This is a genomic window from Paraperibacillus esterisolvens, from assembly GCF_046237625.1.
Taxonomy (GTDB): domain Bacteria; phylum Bacillota; class Bacilli; order Bacillales; family DSM-1321; genus Paraperibacillus; species Paraperibacillus esterisolvens.
Genome location: NZ_CP143545.1, coordinates 913,660 through 935,080, shown reverse-complemented (window position 1 = coordinate 935,080; position 21,421 = coordinate 913,660). Strand labels below are relative to the sequence as shown.

At 44.2% G+C, this 21,421-nt stretch carries 18 protein-coding genes and 1 pseudogene; 5 read left to right on the top strand and 14 right to left on the bottom strand.

All coding sequences use genetic code 11. The features are described from left to right. Positions 1 to 192 precede the first annotated feature (192 nt). Entirely contained in the window at positions 193 to 1,581 is a 1,389-nt protein-coding gene (locus V1501_RS04825) for an amino acid permease (protein ID WP_409291695.1), read from the bottom strand. Positions 1,582 to 1,823: 242 nt separating this feature from the next. Between V1501_RS04825 and V1501_RS04820 the strand changes: the two genes are divergently transcribed. Then, entirely contained in the window at positions 1,824 to 2,069 is a 246-nt protein-coding gene (locus V1501_RS04820) for a hypothetical protein (protein WP_409291694.1), read from the top strand. Between the two features lie 744 nt (positions 2,070 to 2,813). Here the strand turns inward: V1501_RS04820 and V1501_RS04815 are convergent. The 5 genes from V1501_RS04815 to V1501_RS04795 all read right to left on the bottom strand — a co-directional run bounded on the left by V1501_RS04815 (position 2,814) and on the right by V1501_RS04795 (position 8,471). After that, positions 2,814 to 4,763 carry an LTA synthase family protein gene (locus V1501_RS04815; protein WP_409291693.1) on the bottom strand — a complete coding sequence of 650 codons (1,950 nt, stop codon included), beginning with the start codon at positions 4,761 to 4,763 and terminating at the stop codon, positions 2,814 to 2,816. Between the two features lie 364 nt (positions 4,764 to 5,127). Beyond that, the gene (locus V1501_RS04810; RefSeq protein ID WP_409291692.1) at positions 5,128 to 5,451 is read right to left on the bottom strand and encodes a DUF1516 family protein; all 324 of its coding nucleotides are present in this window, start codon (positions 5,449 to 5,451) and stop codon (positions 5,128 to 5,130) included. Positions 5,452 to 5,672: 221 nt separating this feature from the next. Then, complete coding sequence (locus V1501_RS04805; RefSeq protein ID WP_409291691.1) at positions 5,673 to 6,869, bottom strand: MFS transporter; 1,197 nt, start codon at positions 6,867 to 6,869, stop codon at positions 5,673 to 5,675. Continuing rightward, positions 6,870 to 7,928: an ArsR/SmtB family transcription factor gene (locus V1501_RS04800; RefSeq protein ID WP_409291690.1), complete on the bottom strand. Its 1,059-nt coding sequence runs from the start codon at positions 7,926 to 7,928 to the stop codon at positions 6,870 to 6,872. 99 nt (positions 7,929 to 8,027) lie between these two features. Then, complete coding sequence (locus V1501_RS04795; protein ID WP_409291689.1) at positions 8,028 to 8,471, bottom strand: hypothetical protein; 444 nt, start codon at positions 8,469 to 8,471, stop codon at positions 8,028 to 8,030. Positions 8,472 to 8,816: 345 nt separating this feature from the next. Between V1501_RS04795 and V1501_RS04790 the strand changes: the two genes are divergently transcribed. From V1501_RS04790 to V1501_RS04780, 3 genes and pseudogenes are all read left to right on the top strand, one after another. After that, positions 8,817 to 9,083, top strand: coding sequence for a KGG domain-containing protein (locus tag V1501_RS04790; RefSeq protein ID WP_409291688.1), 267 nt, complete (start codon positions 8,817 to 8,819; stop codon positions 9,081 to 9,083). A gap of 126 nt (positions 9,084 to 9,209) precedes the next feature. Continuing rightward, the gene (gsiB, locus tag V1501_RS04785) at positions 9,210 to 9,596 is read left to right on the top strand and encodes a glucose starvation-inducible protein GsiB (RefSeq protein WP_409291687.1); all 387 of its coding nucleotides are present in this window, start codon (positions 9,210 to 9,212) and stop codon (positions 9,594 to 9,596) included. A gap of 59 nt (positions 9,597 to 9,655) precedes the next feature. Next, a pseudogene (locus V1501_RS04780) lies at positions 9,656 to 9,859 on the top strand (KGG domain-containing protein); the annotation flags it as partial. Between the two features lie 54 nt (positions 9,860 to 9,913). Here V1501_RS04780 and V1501_RS04775 read toward each other — a convergent pair. From V1501_RS04775 to V1501_RS04765, 3 genes are all read right to left on the bottom strand, one after another. Continuing rightward, on the bottom strand, positions 9,914 to 11,185 hold the full coding sequence (locus V1501_RS04775) for a murein hydrolase activator EnvC family protein (protein ID WP_409291686.1): 1,272 nt from the start codon (positions 11,183 to 11,185) through the stop codon (positions 9,914 to 9,916). Between the two features lie 220 nt (positions 11,186 to 11,405). Beyond that, on the bottom strand, positions 11,406 to 12,563 hold the full coding sequence (locus tag V1501_RS04770) for an FtsW/RodA/SpoVE family cell cycle protein (RefSeq protein WP_409291685.1): 1,158 nt from the start codon (positions 12,561 to 12,563) through the stop codon (positions 11,406 to 11,408). A gap of 168 nt (positions 12,564 to 12,731) precedes the next feature. Next, a complete protein-coding gene (locus tag V1501_RS04765; RefSeq protein ID WP_409291684.1) occupies positions 12,732 to 12,908 on the bottom strand; it encodes a hypothetical protein in 177 nt (58 codons plus the stop codon). A gap of 265 nt (positions 12,909 to 13,173) precedes the next feature. Here V1501_RS04765 and chrA point away from each other — a divergent pair, with 265 nt between their 5' ends. Next, entirely contained in the window at positions 13,174 to 14,355 is a 1,182-nt protein-coding gene (gene chrA / locus V1501_RS04760) for a chromate efflux transporter (RefSeq protein WP_409291683.1), read from the top strand. 61 nt (positions 14,356 to 14,416) lie between these two features. Here the strand turns inward: chrA and V1501_RS04755 are convergent, their stop codons facing one another. From V1501_RS04755 to V1501_RS04735, 5 genes are all read right to left on the bottom strand, one after another. Further along, positions 14,417 to 15,823 carry a murein hydrolase activator EnvC family protein gene (locus V1501_RS04755; protein ID WP_409291682.1) on the bottom strand — a complete coding sequence of 469 codons (1,407 nt, stop codon included), beginning with the start codon at positions 15,821 to 15,823 and terminating at the stop codon, positions 14,417 to 14,419. 240 nt (positions 15,824 to 16,063) lie between these two features. Continuing rightward, positions 16,064 to 16,576, bottom strand: a complete 513-nt coding sequence (locus V1501_RS04750; RefSeq protein WP_409291681.1) for a PCYCGC motif-containing (lipo)protein — start codon at positions 16,574 to 16,576, stop codon at positions 16,064 to 16,066. Between the two features lie 90 nt (positions 16,577 to 16,666). Then, the gene (locus tag V1501_RS04745) at positions 16,667 to 17,347 is read right to left on the bottom strand and encodes a DUF4352 domain-containing protein (protein ID WP_409291680.1); all 681 of its coding nucleotides are present in this window, start codon (positions 17,345 to 17,347) and stop codon (positions 16,667 to 16,669) included. Positions 17,348 to 17,428: 81 nt separating this feature from the next. Then, entirely contained in the window at positions 17,429 to 18,799 is a 1,371-nt protein-coding gene (locus V1501_RS04740) for an alkaline phosphatase (RefSeq protein ID WP_409291679.1), read from the bottom strand. Positions 18,800 to 18,939: 140 nt separating this feature from the next. Then, positions 18,940 to 21,354 (bottom strand): heavy metal translocating P-type ATPase, encoded by a 2,415-nt coding sequence (locus V1501_RS04735; RefSeq protein ID WP_409291678.1) that lies wholly within the window; start codon positions 21,352 to 21,354, stop codon positions 18,940 to 18,942. Positions 21,355 to 21,421 lie beyond the last annotated feature (67 nt).

Genomic DNA, 21,421 nt, shown 5'->3' with positions numbered 1-21,421 from the left:
CCTTCCATTTCCTATCATAGTATATATATTTTACTATATATACTATGGGGCTACCAAAGTTTTTTTTAGAGCCGCTTAAATTAGTGCTTTCTTAATCATATTTGGCAGGAATTGATTTAATGACACTCTTTCATGCCAGCAGCGGGGGAAAATTAAAAAGCAAAAGCCGGCTACACCGGCTTTTGCTTTTTATCATTGATTCAATTTACTGTGGCGCCTGCCATATGCAAAGTAAACAACCAGTCCAATTACCAGCCAGATGGCAAAGGCGGTCCAAGTTTCTTTTGGCAGCTGCAGTGAAAGATATCCACAGGATAAAATCGCAAGAATCGGAATAAGCGGAACAAATGGAACCTTAAAGCCAGTTTTAGGCGCTTGATTGGAGCGTCTTAGATATAGAATCCCGATGGATACCATGATAAAGGCAAAGAGTGTACCGATATTCGTCAATTTTGCCAAATCTTCAAGCGGCAGCACTCCTGCAAAAAACGCTACAATTGCACAAGTGATCCATGTATTGAAGACTGGAGTATTGTTTTTCTTGCTGACCCTTGAGAACACACCTGGAAGCAGGCCGTCCCTGCTGATTGCATAGAACAAACGGGTCTGGCCGTACATCATAACCAGGAGCACTGTAGTGATACCCGTGATTGCACCAAGCGAAATGAAGCCTGCCACCCAGTCCTGATTAATATAATTCAACGCAAATGCTACCGGATTATTAACTCCAAGCTGAGTATAAGGAACAATTCCTGTCAGGATCAATGAAACGATGATATATAGGACAGTACATATCGCCAGGGAAGAGATGATACCAATAGGCATATTCCTCTGCGGGTTTTTCACTTCTTCTGCCGCGGTTGATACTGCATCAAAACCAATATAAGCGAAGAATACTGTAGCAGCACCTGCGGTCACTCCATCAAAGCCAAAAGGCATGAACGGCTGCCAGTTCGACGGTTTAATGTACCATACACCCACCGCTATGAATAAAAGTACGACAGTTACTTTGATAATTACCATGACTGTATTGAACTTTGCTGATTTTCTGACTCCCTGTGTCAGAAGGAACGCTATAATAACAATTATAATGATGGCAGGTAAATCAACATACGTTCCTTCTTTTGCATTATAAGCTGCTGTAAGGGCATGCGGGAAGTGGATGCCAAATCCGGCGAGCAGGCCCTGAAAATAACCCGACCAGCCGCTTGCTACTGCAGACGAGGCAAATCCGTATTCCAGAAGCAGATCCCAGCCCAGGATCCAGGCAATCAATTCCCCGAAAGACGCATAGCTGTATGTATACGCACTTCCTGAAACAGGCACTGTAGAAGCAAACTCCGCGTAGCATAAAGCCGCAAAAACACAGGCAAGCCCGGATAAAACAAACGATAATACAAGTGCAGGCCCGGCATAGTCAGCCGCAGCCACACCTGTCAGCACGAAAATTCCAGTACCAATGATCGCCCCGATTCCCAGCATGGTTAAATCAAAGGCACCGAGATCCTTGCTGAGCTGAATATCTTTTTTACTGGTCTCACTTAGTAAAGCTTGAATGGATTTCTTTCTAAATACACTCATAAATCCTCCTATTCCCATCTCATCATGTTAGTCTAAATATTCTGTTTATTCAATTAAATTACTTTCCTAATATAATACTATTTATGAAAAAAATCAACTATTATGTCAAAAAAAGAAGAAATATGCAGTAAAATTATCCTAATTTAACATTTTAGAATACGGTCATTATAGCCAGTACGTTTTATACAGAAAGTTTAGGGAAAAGTAAATTAAAATTAAAAATCCAAAGGGTGACAATAAAAATGGACAATAGAGAAAAAGAACGAACCTTAGAAGAGAGAAATGACAAAAATAAAGCTTTCAGGGAAAGCCAGCAAAAACAGCTTGAACGTGACCAGCTGCTTATGCCTGCAGATGACCTGCCTCTTGAAGACATACGTGAAGAAAAAAAAGAAGAAAGAGAAGGAGAACATTCCAAGGATGAATCCTCCAGTGAAAAAAAACTGATGCCGGGTAATAGTCTAAAGAATGATTTAAACGACTATTAACAATCATCTCCTTATCTTGCAGGAGGGGACGACTAACCCACGTCCACAGTACGTACCGTTCAGTTTCGGCCATTCATTGAGATTGATGGAGACTGCCATAACGGCCATAAAGATTTTCAGCCCTCGATTATCCTAATAGGAATTATCGAGGGTTTTTATTTAGATTGGGACTTCCGGCAATAATCCCATATTTCTTTCTTGAATTCCCCACTCGTATACTTTTGACTGCGGTACCCTAAGCCTCCCAATTATCTGATAATAAGCAGGCCGTGAATTAATGTATAAGCATTCACTTTACTATTATGTACATGAAGCATAGGAGATATGTCCAGCTTTTCCCCGAATTATTTAAAACCAGTTACATCCGTTACCCACTTCTGATTTGGTTTCTCTGCATAAACCTTACTTTTAGGTTTTTGGATGTATTCTTCCCGTAATCTTTTGTCCTTTTTCATGGGTATCAGGGCGTCTGCTCCTTCCATTCAAAATGGTTTTTCACATTTTCCTGAGGCAGAAGGAGTTGAGATATTAATAATCGCTGTCATCCTCTAACAGACGTCCCATTGTCGATCCTGTATTGAATTAATTCAGTTTATCTTCTGCCGCATAAGTTGTATAGCGTTTTTCAATAGTAATTCACCGTAGTATTTATACAGTTGAATATAATAAAAACTGCACCTCCAGATGTAGACCATGTGTCTAACATCTGGGGTGCAGTTCAGAAAGCTGGCTGCTTTTTTCTTTTTATTCATTTTCCTTTTTTTCAGGATAAGAATAATCATAATCTGCGGGATTGATCTTTTTAAATCCAGCTGGATCGTAGAACCTTAAAAGATCCCCATAAACCATTTTATCTGACATTTCAAGCTCGGAGGTTGCCTGGTCCTCCAATGCTTTACATGCTTCTTTCTCTACAACCGGTTCACCTGTTGCATTTTTATAGCATTTACCATCAACTTCGCTGTACTTAGGCGAGATGAAATCGCCGTTTCTGAATGGCACTAATTCTTCAAAATCTTTGGACAGGATATCTGATCCGAATTGGAGGTAATCCTTTGATTCCAATCCTAGCAGATGCATCACGGTCGGCCTGACATCAACATCACCGCTGTATTTTTCAACAACATTCCCTTTGACGCCGGGAACATGGATGAATAGCGGCACACGCTGGAGCTGGGCATTCTCAAAATCCGTGATATCCTTGCCGAGCACCTCAGCCATGGCCTTGTTATGGTTTTCCGAGATACCGTAATGGTCCCCATACATTACGACCATCGTATTGTCATACAGTCCGGATGTCTTAAGATCATTGAAGAACTGTTCAATGGATTGGTCCATATAGTGAGCAGTCTGGAAGTATTGATTTACGACCTTATCAGACGTCTGTGCTGCCGGGAAAGTTACATCCTCTTCGTCCATATTGAATGGGAAGTGATTGGACAGCGTAATGAACTTGCTGTAAAACGGCTGTTTCAAGCTTTGAAGCAGCGGCATGGATTCCTTGAAGAACGGTTTGTCTTCCATGCCGTAATTGATCGTGTTCTCTTCTGTCATGCTGTAATAGTTGGCATCAAAGAACTTATCATAACCAAATGATTTGTACATCTCTTCCCTGTTCCAGAAGGACTTGTAATTCCCGTGGAATACGGCGGATGTATAGCCTTTGGTCTTCAGGATTCCCGGAAGTGCCTGATAGGTGTTTTGAGCTTTGGTTGTAAACACAGCTCCCTGCGGCAGCGGGTATAATGAGTTCTCCATCATGAATTCAGCGTCAGAGGTTTTACCCTGGCCAGTCTGATGGAAGAAATTATTAAAGTAGAAAGTATTCTTATCCTTGGTCAGCGAGTTCAGGAATGGAGTAACTTCCTGGCCGTTAAGCTTATAGTCGATAATGAAGTTTTGCAGGGATTCCAGGGAAATATATATTACGTTCATATCCTTTGCCTTGCCAAAGTACTGCTTATTAGGTTCAGCATAAGACGACTTGACCGTATTTTCAACCTCCGTAATCTGATCAGAGTCAGCCAGTGCACGCTGTGCAGAGGACTTAGTGCTTTGAATCATATCATAAACAGTATAGTTATACGTTCCTAAATATTTTACCAGATAGTTTCTATCGAACGTCCTTGTCAACAATTCCGGGCGGTCTGTCTCAGCAAGGCCCAGGTTTACAAGGAAGATGATTACTGCCGAGGCGAAAACAGCAAATACTGAACGGGCGCGCAGCCGTGCTTCGGTAATCGGCTTTACCTTCTTGAACACCAGCAGAAGCAGTAAAATAATAGTGTCAAGGAAATAAAGGATATCAGTCGGGTGAATCAGGGCAGCGATGCTGTTCCCCAAATCACCGGCGTTATTTTTTGTCTGCGTCAAGACCGGCAGGGTAATAAAGTCATTAAAGAAGCGGTAATATGCGATGTTCGCATATAAGATAAAAGACAGAATGAAATTGATTCCGATCAGGAGCCTGTTTCTTGCTCGTCCCTTACGCAGCAATGCAAATGCAAAGAAGAACAGTGCAGAACTGACGGGGTTGATGAACAGCAGAAATTCCTGAATACTGTTGCTGATTCCTAAGTTAAATTCCTGTTTGTAAGCAGCATATGTCTTGATCCAAAATAGAAATACCGCTAGATAGAAAAAAGAAAGCTTATGGCTGTAAAGCTTGCTCCCTATCTTTTTTAAGCCTTCCATTCAGAACATCCTCTCTAATTTTAGAACACAAAATTGGGTCATTTTTGGAATAATAAACAATTATAACCCTTTTTTGAATTCCGTCAAGGTCTTATTTACGTGGCTTTTACAATATCTTAACAATAACCTATGCTATGAAGCCCTTTAGCAATTGATGATTTTTTTTGGCATCTGTCTTATGGTTTGCTATTCATATACCAATCCGGCAGAGGTTTTGAAACCCGCAGATATTAATTACTCAGCATATTATAGGAATGCTTCCTTAATATTTCCTTAATATTTTTCACACTGATACATTATAACGCTAACAGGCCAAGATGTCATATCTAAGCAAGAAAAAAACAGCTAAAAAATTAGCTGTTGATTAACTATATGCAATTCCCAGAATGGCAATCAGGATGATAATAAAAGGAATCCATAAAGCTCCATGCTTTTTCTCTTTCTTTTTGCGAATTACAAGCATCTCCATTAATCCAATCAGGATGATGGCGAGTACGCCCTTCAAAAAGAACATCCATGAATAATGGCCAAGGATCAGCATGCCGACACCGCTTCCGACCATAACGATGTAAAACAGCCTCTGCAGCATCAAAGATATCTTCTGCTTGTTCATGAAATAACTGATCAAAAACAGAATGATCAGGATTGCCCAGGAAGAAGCATGTGTGTGGTATAAGCCTGTAAGCATGATAAAGTTGACTCCTTTTTCGTATATGTATTGAGCTGATTAAATTCAACTTATCTTCATTATAACAACAAGCTCTGGATATGAAAAATATAGTTATGGATTATTGTCGAATATTATCCTTTATCGTTCACAACTTTGTGATATTCCATGTTACAAATTCCCAGACGGAGCGGGAGATTTCTAAAAGTTTCGACGTGTTTCTTCTATAATATATGTTCCACTTATAATTCAACTTGTTTAAAGTATGGAAGAAAGTAAACAGCCGCCGCTGACAAGGATATGACCCCGGCCAGGACAATAAGTGAGCCGGGATTAAAAAATGAAGCGGCATACCCGGATAAGAGAGCTGCCGCCGGAATGAGGAGCCAGCCCATAAAACGGCTGATCGCCTGTACTCTTCCCAGCAGTTCAGTTGGTGCCGAATTTTGCCGGATGGTTCTAATGATTGGATTAATAACCGAGGCTGCTGCGACTCCAGCCAGGTTAGCTGTACCAACAAGCAGCCAGCTGCTGCAGAACCCTAAGCAGATGATGGACAGTCCTCCCAGAATCTGAGTGATCACCAGTATTCTTTTTCTTGAGAATCTTTCAGGCAGCAGCATTGGAATGAAAGCTCCCGCTAAAGCTCCGCCTCCTCCCGCACTCAAAATAAAACCGATTTGAACATCAGATATTTGAATGATTTTCAGGTAGATGATCATTTGGGTAAGGAACATCGTCGTCCCGAACGTAGAAATCATCAAGGCAGCATTTGTTACCAGCAGCGGCTTTGATTTTAAAACAAAGTAGAAGCCTTCCTTTAAATCCAGCATTATGCTCTTTCCATTCACGTTTCCTTTGGCTCCACTGGTTCCCTGCTCCTCCGAAATCCGGCTCACAGTCCAGGCAGAAAGGATGAAGCTTGCTGCATTGACCAGGATGGCAAGTGCCGGACTGAATAGACTGATCAGGATACCGCCTGCAGCAGGGCCTAGGAGGATTGCTCCATTAAACAGGCTTTCATCGATTGAATTTACCTTAAGAAGTTTATTCTTGTCTTTGACTAATGAAGGAATAACAGCAAAACCAGCCGCGTTGTGCAGCTGAGAAAACAACCCTGAAGCCAGGGCGGCGGCAGCGATATGCCAGAATGACAGCATATGAGTGTAGTATAGTATACAGACTGTGCCAAGAATCAGCGCCCGCGCTGCATCGCACATAATGATGATTTTCTTCCTTTGAAAGCGGTCTGCAGCCACCCCGGCAAAAGGATACAAATAAAGCGGAAGCTTTTCAGCAGCTGCTGAAATTCCCATGGCAATCGGTGATGCAGTGAGCTCATATACTAAAAGCGGGAGAGCAAGCATATAGATTTGATCTCCAAAAAATGAGATAAACTTCCCGCCTAAGAAGGCAGGAACAGCCGGCAGCCGCTTCATTTATTCACCCTCCGGCTGCCTTAAGAAATCCAGCAGTTCCCCTTCCAGATTCTGAATGGCATCAAGATTCACCCGGTATTTTCCGTCCGAAGAAAGAATCAGTCTTGCTGCCCTCATCTGTTGTAAATGATGATGAAGCGTAGTTTTGGGTATGACAAGTCTTTCCTGGAGCTCCTTAAGGCCCTGTTCTCTTTCTGCCGCAAGCTTTAGTATTTTGAGCCTCAGCGGATCTCCAAGCAGCTTAAAAGTCTGCACCATGCGGCTGTCTGGTTCATATTCATCCTCATCATCCTGAAAGCTGCGGTCTGCAGCCGGGTAAAAGATACATTTAGTACGGGGCAAATCACAGATAAGGTTCCACGGCCGGTATGTAATCTGGGGTATCAGGATTACCTTGTAGAGTCCAGGCTGCTGGGGGACCTTCATCCCCATCGCCGCCTTTTCAACAGCCTGTTCGGGGCTCGCCTCCCGGTTGTGTCTTACTTTTGTTTCATAGTCCTTTTCTAATATGGCTTGCAGCCTGCTTTCCCGAGGCTGGATCACTTCCTTGTACCACAGCTCCATTATCCGGCAAAGATGCGTCTTTACTTCTTCAGCATTTGTGTACGAGACATACCGGATATATTCCGGAAAGAATGCGTGCCCCCTGGCGGCGGTTATGTATGCTTGAATGTCCTCCTCACTGCCCTTTGCAGCCCTTAGCCGGATCGGTTCTCCCTCTTCCCCTATATATGGATAAACCTGTGAGTAAAAATGGTCATCTTCAAGATTCATGACGGTATCCCTAAACGACTCCAAATCCGTACTATTATTCTGCAAAAGCAGCAGAAGCAGACTTTTCCAGGTGTTATGCTGTGTTACTTTTATAAGCTCTTCTGCAAGATCCCGGCCAGGGCTGAAATCCTCATTCAGCCAATAACAGCTGGTTTTATCCAGGGAATCATGTATTTCCCTGTAAGTATAGGAAGCAATGCCAAGTGCACATTCAAAAAGAAGGGAATATGCCATTCCTACCTTATATGTCTTTTGACTGGAATTTGTAAAATCGATTACTTTCATTTTCTCACCCCTATGAGGGATATTAGCATAAATCGGATTTATCATTCAATATTTTTCGTACAATATATCCAGTTTAATTCGGACAAATAAAAAAACCCTTCAAACAAGGGCTTTTTCTCCATGCATTTCTAATGCTTCATTCCTGACCTTGGTAAATAAACGTTCATCCAAGTCATATACAATTTCCCTTGCAATGTCCCAGGCTTTTTCTTCTGCCAGCCTGATAAGGCCTTCAGATTCAGGTTCATTGCCTTCATATATATGAAGGAGCTCCGCCAGCTCTTCCAGATCCTCGTCCAGCGCATGTCCCAGCTCATGGGCAAGAACTATAGCATAATAATTTAAGAAATCAGTTCCGCTTCCTAATACCTGCAGGCATTGTTCCCGGACAGTATCTATATACATGGTGATCGTACGGGTGCCGACATTAAACTTCCCGCCTACAAGACGGCCGCCTGGAAAGCATTTCTCCAGCAGCACCGGTATAGTTAATCCGCACCTGTCGAGTAATTCAGCTGTGATTCCCTCAATGGTTTCATTCATTTATCTGCACTCTTTCTTACTTTTTTAGGAAAATGAATTTTATTTTATATCCTATATCGGAATAATTCAATAAACATTTAGGGATTGCTAAAAAATTGGCTGTTTAAAAATCTATAACGTACAACTTGCGGCTTTTTCGACAAGAAAGTTGTTTTCTGCAGCAGGCTCTCTGCCTGCACTCCTGTAATAAAAAGCGGGGAATGGTGCTGCTGCAATCTTTAAGTAATTATTGAAAAACAAACACCCTTTTTTCTGGAAATATTTGAGAGGTATTTCAAGTTTAAAGTCTTTAGAGGCGGATATATATAGTACTGTAAGACAAATTATTATGAGGAGTGGATTTGCATGGCTGAAAAAGATAACAAAAAATTGTCTGTAGAAGAAGCTGGCCGCATGGGCGGGGAAGCTACTTCACGTAATCATGACAAAGATTTTTATCAGGAAATCGGCAAAAAAGGCGGAGAAGCTACATCAGAAAATCATGATAAAGAGTTTTACCAGGAAATTGGAAAGAAGGGCGGAGAAGCTACTTCCCAAAATCATGATAAGGAATTTTATCAGGAGATTGGCGAAAAAGGCGGAGAAGCCCGTAACAACAACCGAAAGAATTAAAACTTTTTTTTATGGAGAACGTAGAACTATTTTACTAGCTTCTCCATTACAAATCCGTTTATAACCACACATTATGCCAATTGGACACTTTTTATGAAAAATCCATTTAAAAGGAGTGCTGACAACATGGCTGAAAAAAATAATAATCGAAAAATGACTACCGAAGAAGCAGGACGTATGGGCGGAGAGGCCACTTCAAAGAATCATGACAAGGATTTCTACCAGGAAATCGGTAAAAAGGGCGGAGAAGCCACTTCCGAGAACCATGACAAGGATTTCTACCAGGAAATCGGTAAAAAGGGCGGGGAAGCCACTTCTAATAACCATGACAAGGATTTCTACCAGGAAATCGGTAAAAAGGGCGGAGAAGCCACTTCTGATAATCATGACAAAGATTTCTACCAGGAAATCGGCAAAAAAGGCGGAGAAGCCACTTCCGAGAACCATGGCCGCGAGTTCTATGAAGAGATCGGGGAAAAAGGCGGCAACGCACGAAACAATAACCGGAATTGATTCATTTAAAAGGGTCGTTTACTTAGATATTAGATTATATTATACAGGAGGAGATTAAAATGGCAAACAACAATAATAATAATGGTAAGATGAGTGTGGAAGAAGCCGGACGCAAGGGCGGGGAAACTACTGCCAAAAATCATGATAAGGACTTCTATCAGGAAATTGGAAAAAAGGGCGGAGAAGCCACTTCCAAAAACCATGATCGTGAATTTTACGAAGAAATCGGCAAAAAAGGCGGAGAAGCCCGCAACAACAATAATAAGTAATAAAATACAAGAAAGCACCTCCTACATGAGGTGCTTTCTTTATGCGTGTTAAAATGGCACAATCCCAATAGGGTTTAGCGCATTCGTTTTATTTTGGTTCCATGGGCCCTGGTGTAATTCAAAATGCAGGTGCTGTCCTCTTGACTCTCCTGTATTGCCCATTACCCCGATCTGCTGTCCCTTCGCTACGACTTGACCGGTGCCGGCATATCTTGCCTTAAGGTGAGCATAAACGGTGGTATACACTTTCCCTTTAATGGAATGTGTGACAAAAATCACGTTACCGTAGCTTGAGGATAGATAGGATTTGCTCACCACACCATCCGCTGCTGACACAACCGTTACATTAGCACCTGAATTGGCTATATCCACTCCCATATGGCGCCCGCCGCTGCGAGGGCCAAAATTAGATGAAAGAATTCCGCTCGCAGGGGTCGTGAAGGTGCCGCTTGAAATGGCCGGCCTCACTGATGTGCCTGAGACAGCTGTTCCCGAAACAGATGCCTTGGCTGCTTCCTCCGCCGCCTGTTTCCTTGCTGCCTCAAGCTCTGCCAGCCTCTTCTCCTCAAGCGTAATAGCCTGTTGAATAGCTGCAGCCTGTGCGGCCAGGAGCTCTTCCTCTTCCTTCAGATCCATCTTATGGCTATGGGTCTCCTGCTCCTGTTTTCTAAGTTTTTTTATCAACTCTTTTTTGCTCGCCTTCTGCCTGTTCTGCTGAGCCTGCAGATTTTTGAGGTCTTCAAGCATGGTCTGCAGGGAAGCACGTTCTTCCTTCAGCTTTTCTTCTCTTTTTTCAAGCTCTTTCTGATCTTCCTCCTGCTCACGGATGATGTCCCTGTCTGCCTCCATGATGGCAGACACCGCTGATACTCTTTCCAGGAAGTTGCCAAAACTTTTTGCACCGAGAATCACTTCCAGATAATCCGCATTGCCGCCGTTCTGCTGCATGGCCCGCGCCCGCTCTTTGAGCAGTTCTTCCCTTTTTTGGATTCTGTCCGTGATAACGAGGATTTCCGAATTGAGTTCTGCTATCTTCTTGTTTGCCTCTTCAATTTTTTTCGTTTTATCTTCAATACGTCCGGCTGTTTCGAGAAGCTTAATATTAAGGTCCTCGATTTCTTCTACAAGCGTTTTCTGCTGGCCTTGAAGGTTTTTGATCCTGTTTTCGGCAGCATGTATGCCGGATTGCACTTTATTTTGCTTTGATTCAATTTTTTTCTTTTTCACCTGCATATCAGTGAGTGATGCTGCAGCTGCATCCGGATTCAGATATCCTGTGACCAGAATGGCTGCCATGATCCATGCGACTATTTTTCTCAAAACTTTTCCCCGCCTATTTCTATAGTTATCTATTTCTCTCTAAAATGCCAAATTTCCCAAAAAAATTGGGAAAACTTACACGTTTATCCAATTTACTAGACTATTATACCACGCACTTTGTCGGGAAATGTTTCAAAAATATTTCAATTTCAAAAATTGCCTGTACTTTTTATAATACACGAAAAAGCAGCACACCGGGCTGGTGTGCTGCTTACTGGTTTTATAGGCTTTCCTTTTTCTTAAGATTCATTTTCATTATAACGTTTTGGTAGATGCCCATTGAGCCCATCAGCAGTATAAGTGAGGAGCCTCCGTAGCTGATAAATGGCAGCGTTATGCCCGTGATAGGCAGAAGCCCTGTTGCACCTCCCAGATTAATCATAACCTGAATTCCAATCATTGAGGATATGCCAATCAAAAGGAGGCTCCCAAATGCATCCTTGCATCTTGCCGCAAGCAGGAAGCCCCGAAGGACTATGAACCCAAGCCCGCCCAGCACAAGAGCAACACCGAAGAAGCCAAGCTCCTCCGCAATGATTGAAATGATGAAATCTGTATGTGATTCAGGGAGATAGCCGTATTTCTGGATACTCTGCCCAAGCCCGAGGCCCTTGACTCCGCCAGATCCAATAGCCAGAAGGGAATTAGCCAGATGATACCCTTCGTTCTGTTCCGTTTTGAATGGTTCCTTCAATCCTGTGAACCTGGATACACGCTCTTCGGACACTACTGTAGAGTAATTCCCGGTGATCAATACGAACAGGCCGATAACCGCAACGCCAAGTGCCAGAATGGAGGCAATCTTTGAGAGGCTTTTCATCGACATCCCGGATGACATTAAAATGGTACCCGCAATGGCTGTGATAATGGCGACATTTCCATAATCGGGCTGGATTGCTATGAAGAAGCATATGGTCAAAAGGAAAATCATGGTGGGCATTACGGCTTTATCAATGTTATTAATCTTATCCTGCCTCTTGGAATAGATGGCAGAGAGATAGATGATCACTGCGAGTTTTGCCACCTCGGCCGGCTGAAGGTTAAATCCTCCCAGGGCAAGCCAGCTCCGGGCGTTCCCTGCCGAATGTCCGAATGCAAATACAAGCAGCAGCAAGCCGATGGTGCCACCCATCATGGTCAGCAGGAATCTGGGATGCTTATAGAGCTGATAAGGGAAAAACATAGTTACCAGCATACAGAGAAAAGCTGCCACAAAAGCAACTTTCTGCCTCTCATAAAAGTGATCGGCCGAATAGCCCCAGCGTGCTACTGCTGTTATCATGCTCGAACTGTAAACCATCAGCAGTCCAAACAAACAAAGAACTATAACTGTAAAAAATACAGGATAATCATATGCTTTCAAGATTTTTTTTAACATTTAATGTTTTCTTCCCTCTTTTAGTCAATTGCTCTTACTGCTAAGAGTCTATGAAACTAATATTACCACAGATTGCATCAGTTTTTTAATTACAAATTCATTAATGGCCCTTTAACTTCATATCAAAGGGGCTGCCCTTTTCGGACAGCCCCATATGCTGCAAGCTATTCAATTGCCCTGGTAATCATCCTTGATCCGGTTATGATCAGGATTATCCCCCATCTTTTCATAAAGATCGTTATTGTTCAGCCCGTTATCTTTCTCTTCAGCTTCCCTGGAATATTCCTGGCCAGGTTTCGCACGTGATCCTTTTTCTTCGTTTTTATCATAGTCATGCTGCGGCATATGAATCCCACTCCTTTATATATAGTTTCTATTATCCTTTTACCTCCTGGCGCCATTGCCAAACAAATTAACATATATTTAAAACAATCGTTATATTCGTTTTGATACAATATTGAAAGGCAATAATCATTAAAACAATGTTGATTTGCACTATAGCGCCTCTACCCGCGCGGGGGCCGACGTCTGATTCATGTTAGTCTGCCTTATACAACTCATTTAAACGAAAAGACCATTAACAAAAGTCAAAACAAAAAGGAGCAGGTGTATGGATAAGCATATCCATAAGAGATTGCAGGAAATTTTCCTGGTTTCCCTCCGGCTTGGGTTGACTTCATTCGGCGGGCCGATTGCCCACCTTGGCTATTTCCACGAAGAATATGTCCGGCGCAGAAAGTGGATTGATGAGAAGGCCTATGCGGATCTCATCGCCCTCTGCCAGTTCCTTCCCGGTCCGGCAAGCAGCCAGGCGGGGATTGGCATCGGTATGATAAGGGGCGGAATTGGCGGCGGTATCATGGCCTTTTTGGGATTTACCCTTCCTTCCGCCATTGCGCTCATCCTGTTTGCCTTGTATGTAACCGAGTGGAGTGCAGCAGATGCAGGATGGATCCATGGATTAAAAATTGTGTCTGTCGCTGTGGTGGCCCATGCAATTCTTGGGATGGCACCCAAGCTGGCATCAGGTTCTATAGAAAAAACCATTGCCCTCTTCTCCCTGATAGCCGTGCTGCTCTGGCCGGCAGCAGTAAGCCAGCCCGCCATTATCATAATTTCTGGACTAATCGGATATGTTTTGCTTAAATCTTCTGGAGAAAAGACAGCCGATTCCGTAGAACTACCCATCTCTAGGCGATCGGGATTTATCTTTCTTATCGTTTTTACAGCACTGCTGATTCTGCTGCCGGTGATTAGACATGTTTCTTCCGGCCAATGGCTTGCCATGACAGACAGTCTGTACCGTTCGGGTTCCCTCGTGTTTGGAGGCGGCCATGTGGTGCTTCCATTACTGGAACGGGAATTTGTCCCGGCAGGCTGGCTTGATAAAGAGACATTCCTTGCAGGCTATGGGGCAGCCCAGGCAATTCCTGGCCCCCTCTTTACCTTTGCGGCTTACCTGGGGGCTGTGAAGGGCGGCTGGTCTGGCGGCCTGCTTGCGGTTATTTCTATTTTCCTTCCGGCCTTCCTGCTCATAGCAGGATCACTGCCCTTTTGGAATACCCTTAGGGACTCCGGGAGCATCCGGGGTGCTCTTGCGGGAGTGAACGCCGCAGTAGTAGGAATCCTGGCTGGTGCCCTTTACGATCCCATTTGGACGAGTACCATCCGATCATCCCTCGACTTTGCTTTTGCAGCGCTGCTGTTCGGGATGCTTGCCTTTTGGAAGTTTCCTTCCTGGGCGGCAGTGATTGCCGGCGCACTGGGCGGATGGCTCCTGAGTATGATTTAACTCACTGAACACAAAAAAAAATCTGGCAGCGGTGCTGCCAGATTTTTTTTTGACTTACCTATTAAAATGGTACGATTCCGATCGGGTTGACCGCATTCGATTTAGCTGCATTCCATTCACCGCGATGCAGTTCAAAATGAAGATGCTGGCCTGTCGATTGGCCTGTGCTGCCCATGACACCGATCTGCTGGCCTTTTGCCACTACCTGGCCGGTGCTGACAGAAAAGCTTTGCATGTGGGCATATACAGTCGTATACACTTGTCCATTTATGGAATGGGAGATAAAAACAACATTGCCATAACTGCTTGACGTATAAGCACGGCTTACTACACCGTCAGCTGCCGACATGACTGGAACATAGCCTGCTGCCGCAATATCAACGCCCATATGCTTGGTTCCCCATCTTGCTCCGTAGTTCGAAGAAAGAGTCCCTGCTGCAGGTCTTGTAAAGTTCCCGCTTGATACAGCAGGACTTGGTGCCGGAGCTGGAGCCGGTGCATGGTACGTTTCTTTTGGAGCTGATTTGAATGTTCTTTTTGGCTCACTGGCTGAAGATGATTTCGCTCTTTGTTCTGCCTGTGCAGATGCTTGGGCAGCTTTTTGTCTAGCCGCTTCTGCAGCCTGCTGCTTCGCTGCTTCAGCCGCACGCTGTTTCGCTTCTTCAGCCGCACGTTTTCTGGCAGCCGCCAGTTCAGCCTGTCTTGTTTTTTCCAGGTTGATGGCCTGCTGTATAGAAGACTCCTGGGCTGAAAGCAGTTCCTCCTGCTCCTTCAGATCCATCTTGTGCGAATGAGTTTCTTCTTCTTTATGCTTTAGCTGTTTCATTAAGCGGCTTAATTCAACAACCTGACCCTTCTGCTTGGCCTTCATGGCTTTAAGATCATTCAGCATACTTTGGAGGCTGACAGCTTTATCTTCTGCCTGCTGCTGATTCTGTTCCAGCTTCTTTTTGTCTTCTTCCTGCTGACGAAGGATTTCCTGGTCTGCATCCATAATGGTCGCAACTGCGTTCACTCTTTCAAGAAAATCGCCGAAGCTTTTAGATCCAAGGATGACTTCCAGATAATCAGCATTTCCGCCGCTCTGCTGCATGGAACGAGCCCTTTCCTTCAACAGTTCTTCACGCTGGGCCATACGTTTTTTAATGATGGTAATTTCCTTTTTCAGCTGAGCGAGCTCAGCCATCACTTCTTTAATTTCTATGTTTTTCTTGTCAATTTGAGCTGTTGTTTTATTTATAGCATCGGTCAGGATTTGGATTTTCTCTGCCGTTGTGGCCTGCTTTCCTTGCAGGCTTTTTATTGTTTGTTCAGCTTGATTGATTCCAGAATTGACTTTGCTTTTTTTCTGCTGTACTTCCTGTTTTTTCTGTTCCATCTGATTGATGGTCGAAGCCTGTACAGGCGGGACCACGCTCATCAGGCCTAAGCCGGCAACCAGTGAAACTTTAAGTAAACTCTTTTTCAATTATTTCCCCTCTATCCTCTGTATATTTATCTCTATCTAAACCGTTGATTTTATTAATCTTTTATTCATATAAATTGTTTTGTTTTTAGCAATAGGTTGATTATAACAAAATAAACTACTATTAAAATTACAGTTATATTTCATTTAGATTAAAACACATTTGATAATGTTTATTTTTTAGAACTGGCATGTCTTTTTCTACTAGAATAAGTAAAAAGGGCCAACAAAGATAAAAGCCCTTTAGAGGGCTTCAACTGGCGGAGTGGGGGTTGGCTTTGCAAATCCTTTTTGATATTTGGCATCAACCAGCTTCCGGATTTCTTCTATTGTTTTTCCATCCTGGAGATCGATGATGGATTGTGCAGCGATTTCCATGCAGACGCCGCAGCGTGTGGCATGATCATCCCAGACTATATTTCCATTTTCTTTGTTTTCATAGATAAAGCAGTCATAATTGCTTTTATGCCCTGCCTCTTCGCCGCAGCCGCAATAGCATGGCATCTGCTTCAGCAGCTTTTTGTTCTGTGATACAGCAAGATAAAGCATTTGCATGTCCTCAGGCTTATCGTCAAGAAACCCAGGCTTTGCATCCTTTTTAGTTTCTTCCCTGAGGTCGCCCGCCGTGTGTTCTGCATGAGCCTCTTCAGTCTTATGCTTGTGACTGCTCTCTTTTTGTGTGTTTTCTTCATTACCACAGCCGGATAATAAAAAGGCGGTTGAAAAAACAGCAATGGCAGTATTTTTGATGTTCATAGTGTTAACACTCCCTGAAACTGGCATTATCACTATCATACTGGTTTTGTACTCTATTATTCAAGCAGCGCGGCAGGGATGACCTTCCGCCTACTTCACTGGAATCTTAATGGTCACAGCATCTGCGGCTTTCTCATGCTTTTGACCGAGCACATCGCTCGTTGTCAGTTCGACCCATCGGACCCCATCTTTTCCCTGCTCCAAAATCATTCCCATAGCGCCTCGCTTTGAGCCGCCGGGCTCTATGCTTCCATTTAGATATTCAATATAGAAGTCATCTTCAAATGTCTTTTTTTCCCCACTGCTTGTCTTAAGGGCAGCGACGGGTCCAAAATGAACTATTTCTTGCCCCTTGTTCACCATTTCAACTTCTGTTTTTATATAAGTGAAGTCTTCATAGTTTTCTGTGTATGGATGGAAATAGTCCATCAGAGAATAAACAGGCCTATTCCTGAGAATCTTTACATTCTTTATCTTCATTTCTATCGTTCCAATTTTATATACCTTGTTTACCGAAGCAATGCCCTTTAACTCCATCTCTCCTTTTTCATCACTGATGGTCTGTCCCTTGCTTAAAAGGGAAGTGTCATCGGGAACCTGCGGATTTGGCACATATATATCATTGAGTGATTTCGCCCTGCTCTCTTCAGGCTCCTTTTTTTCAGTCTGTTCCTGTTTTTCTTTTGCTGATACATTTGGAGTTTTCTCCTGATTGGTGCTGCAGCCGGCGAGCAGGCTGGAAGAAATCAGCAGCATAATGAGTTTTTTCATAAAAGCATCCCCTTTTATTCCAGGATTAGATGTAAAGAAAATTTCCCGCAGGAAGCATGCCTCCAGGCGGGAATTCTTTTATTATCGATTTCTTTTTAAGATATTGAAAATATTTTTAGCCTGATCTGTGTTATCCAGCTTTCCGCTAAAGAGTTCTCTGCCCGGGCCAAAAGCATACACGTTTACATCCTCGCCAGTATGACCTCCCGTAGTCCAGCCTGTAACCGAACGATTATCGATAATTGCCTCTATTGAATTATCGATGTCCAGAACTTTTTTAGTCTGGGCTGCATTCTTTACAGATTGAACTTCTTCAGGTGTTAATTCCAGCTTCAGGTAGCTGTTTAAGGTCTTTTCAACGTCTGCTCCTTTGGCAATCTGCTCCGCCATCCAATCCGGGGTGCGCTTTGCTGCCGTTACCGGAGCTCCGAACCAGTTATAATTCCCTTTGGCACCGATTGAATAGCCGCCTGTTGAGTGGTCGGCAGTTGCCACCACCAATGTATGCTTGTCCTTCTTCGCAAACTCTATTGCCTTTTTGAAGGCCTTCTCGAAGTCTTCCATTTCACTCATGGCGGCTACGATATCATTGTCATGGCCGGCCCAGTCAATCTGGCTGCCTTCCACCATCAGGAAGAAACCGTCCTTGTCTTTATTAAGTTTATTCAGTGCAGTGTCCGTCATATCAGCGAGTGAAGGCATGGAGGAATCGCGGTCAATCATTTTTGGCATGCCGCCGGGAGCAAACAGCCCCAGGGTGTGTGTGCCCCTGTCCTTCAGCATTTCCTGCTTGTTTGTAACAACCGAATAACCGTGGTTCTTGAATTCCTTTGTCAAATCCCGGTCCTGCCTGATGAAGTTGCTGGATCCGCCTCCCAGCATAACATCGATCTTGTGCTCGCCTTTGATCATTTCATCAAAATAATCGTCTGCTATGGCATTCATATTCTTGCGGTTTGCATCATGCGCACCATAGGATGCAGGCGTTGCATGCGTAATTTCTGAAGTCGCAACCAAACCGGTTGATTTCCCATTTTCCTTGGCCGCCTCGAGTACAGTCTTTACAGAGGAACCATCATTGTCTACACCGATTGCAGCATTATACGTTTTGATGCCCGCACTCATTGCGGTTGCAGCTGCCGCCGAGTCTGTTACATTTTGTTCCGGATCTTCCGGGTAGGTCATTTGCTGCCCTGTCAGATATTTATCAAATTCAGTAGTTTCAACAGCCTTTGTGTTTGGATTGTCTTTTAAGTAACGATAGGCGGATGTATAGGAAACTCCCATTCCATCACCAATCAAAAAGATGACATTTTTGATTTCCGGTGTTTTTTCATTTTTTGCTTTTGCCTGTACATCATCGACAGCCAGCGAACCATACAGGGAACCTAAGGCTACCGTGGATAATACAGCAATCGGAAGCAGCTTTTTCTTAAGACTCTTATTTAACAATGGTGACACCCTCCTAAGGTTTACTATTACAGCTATAATCTTAATTTACCAGTGTTAAGAGGGAGTTAAGAGTATGTAAAAGCTTTTTGATAAAGTATTACGAATGTTTAACAAAAAAGAGAAACAGGAAGTCCTGTTTCTCATAATTTTATCCTTTGAAGTCTGAGTGCATTTACCACAACTGACACAGAGCTTACAGCCATAGCTGCGCCGGCAACCCATGGTGCCAGCAGCCCTGCTGCAGCAATAGGAATGCCGATGACGTTATAGGCAAATGCCCAGAATAAATTCTGTTTAATGTTCCGGATTGTTTTCCTGCTCATATATAAAGCATCGGCTATAGATCGCAGGTCCCCGCTGATCAGTGTGATATCACTTGCTTCCATTGCGATATCTGTCCCGGTACCAAGTGCCATCCCAATATCAGCCGCAGCAAGTGCCGGTGCGTCATTAATTCCGTCCCCGACCATGGCCGTCCTGCGCCCTAGCTGTTGAAGTTTCTTGATCTCTTCCGCCTTACCTTCCGGCAGGACTTCCGCTATCAGGTGATCGATGCCTGATTCCCTGGCGATGGAGCGGGCTGTTCTTTCGTTGTCCCCTGTAATCATGATAACCTCAATATCAAGATCCTTGAGGCGCTGGACCGCTTCTCTAGATGTTTCTTTGATTGTATCTGCAACGGCTAGCATGCCTGCATATCTCCCATCCACACTCACAAGCATCACGGTCTTCCCTTTTTCTTCCAAATCTCTCATGATGGCTTCAGCTTCTACAGTGGATGCACCTGCTTCAGCCATAAGCCTCTTTGTTCCAATCCATATTTTGTGTCCGCCCGCTTCTGCTTTCACCCCAAATCCGGGAACAGCCGTAAATTGATCTGCTTTTGCAAGCTGGGTGCCTCTGTCCTGGATGCCCTCCACAATGGCCTTGGCCAGAGGATGCTCGGACTGTTCCTCAATGGCACCCACCAATGAAAGGATTTCTTCTTCTCTATATTCATCCTGGATGATGATATCCGTCAATTGCGGTTCGCCCTTGGTTAACGTGCCGGTTTTATCCAATATGACCGTATCGATACGGTGTGCCGCTTCAAGATACTCCCCGCCCTTGAAGAGAATCCCGGATTCAGCAGCCCTTCCTGAACCTGCCATGATAGAAACAGGGGTTGCGAGACCCAGGGCACAAGGACAGGCAATCACAAGCACGGCAATCAATTTTTCAAGAGCTTCTGCAAAATTCCCCGGGCTGATCCAGAGCAGCCAGACCAGGAACGTTAAAATGGCAATCGTGACAACAATCGGTACAAAAATGCCTGAAATCCTGTCTGCCAGCCTCTGAATCGGAGCTTTGGAACCCTGTGCCTCCTCTACAACCCTTATAATCCGGGAGAGAGCTGTATCCCTGCCTACCTTTAAAGCCCTAATCTTTAGTGATCCATTTATATTTATCGTAGCGCCGATGACAGAATCTCCTGCGGACTTATCAACAGGTAAGCTTTCACCTGTCAGCATGGATTCGTCAATCGATGAAACGCCCTCCAGGATCTCCCCATCAACCGGCACCTTTTCACCCGGTTTAATGAAAAGAATATCCCCTGCGGCCACTTCCTCTAAAGGAAGCTCCACCTTACGGCCTGACCGGAGAACAACAGCCGTTTTCGCCTGCAATCCCATCAGCTTTTTAATGGCTTCTGAAGACCGGCCCTTTGCTTTTGCTTCTAACAGCTTGCCCAGGATAATCAGCGTAATCAGAATGGCACTTGTCTCGTAATAAAGCTGCGGCATATGGCCGTGTCCGCCAATGGCATTCAAGGTTTCATACAGACTGTAAAAATAGGCGGCACTTGTTCCAAGCGCGACCAGAACATCCATATTTGCACTCTTATTCCGCAAGGCTTTATAGGCACCGATATAAAACGGCAGGCCGATGATGAATTGCACAGGCGTGGCAAACGCTAGCTGTACCCATGGATTCATCAGCATTTCAGGAAGATAGATGAAAGATGTGAATGAAAAATGGCTGACCATTGCCCATAAGAGCGGAAGAGTCAGGATGGCCGAGACCAGCAGCCTCACTTGCTGCTTTCTTATCTCAAGCAGGCGCCGGTCAGCAGCATTGTCATCATTTTCTTCCGGTACGGCCCCGTAGCCCAGCTTCTCCACCTTTGCTGTAATTTCGCCGGGGCCGGTGGCAGAAGGATTATACTCGACTGTGGCGCTCTCGAGAGCCAGGTTCACAGATGCCATGCTGACTCCTTCCATTTTCATTAGACCTCTTTCAATTCGGGCTGCACAGGCCGCACAGGTCATGCCTGAAATATTGAATTGCTTTTTCTCGAGGATCGGCTCATAGCCCAGATCCTTGATTTTTTGTTCAAGATCACGTTCAGTAAGCTTTGTGGGATCAAAGGTAATTTTAGACCTCTCTAGGGCCAGATTGACAGCTGCCTCCTCAACTCCCTCAAGCTTACGAAGTCCTTTCTCTATCCTTACGGCACACGCCGCACAGGTCATGCCTGATATTCCTATCTGGCTCTCCTTAAGTTTTTGAGCCATCGTTCTCACCTCTCACATAGGGGTAGGGGGTATATTTTTAAGATAAGAGAAACGTGCCTGTTTAGAG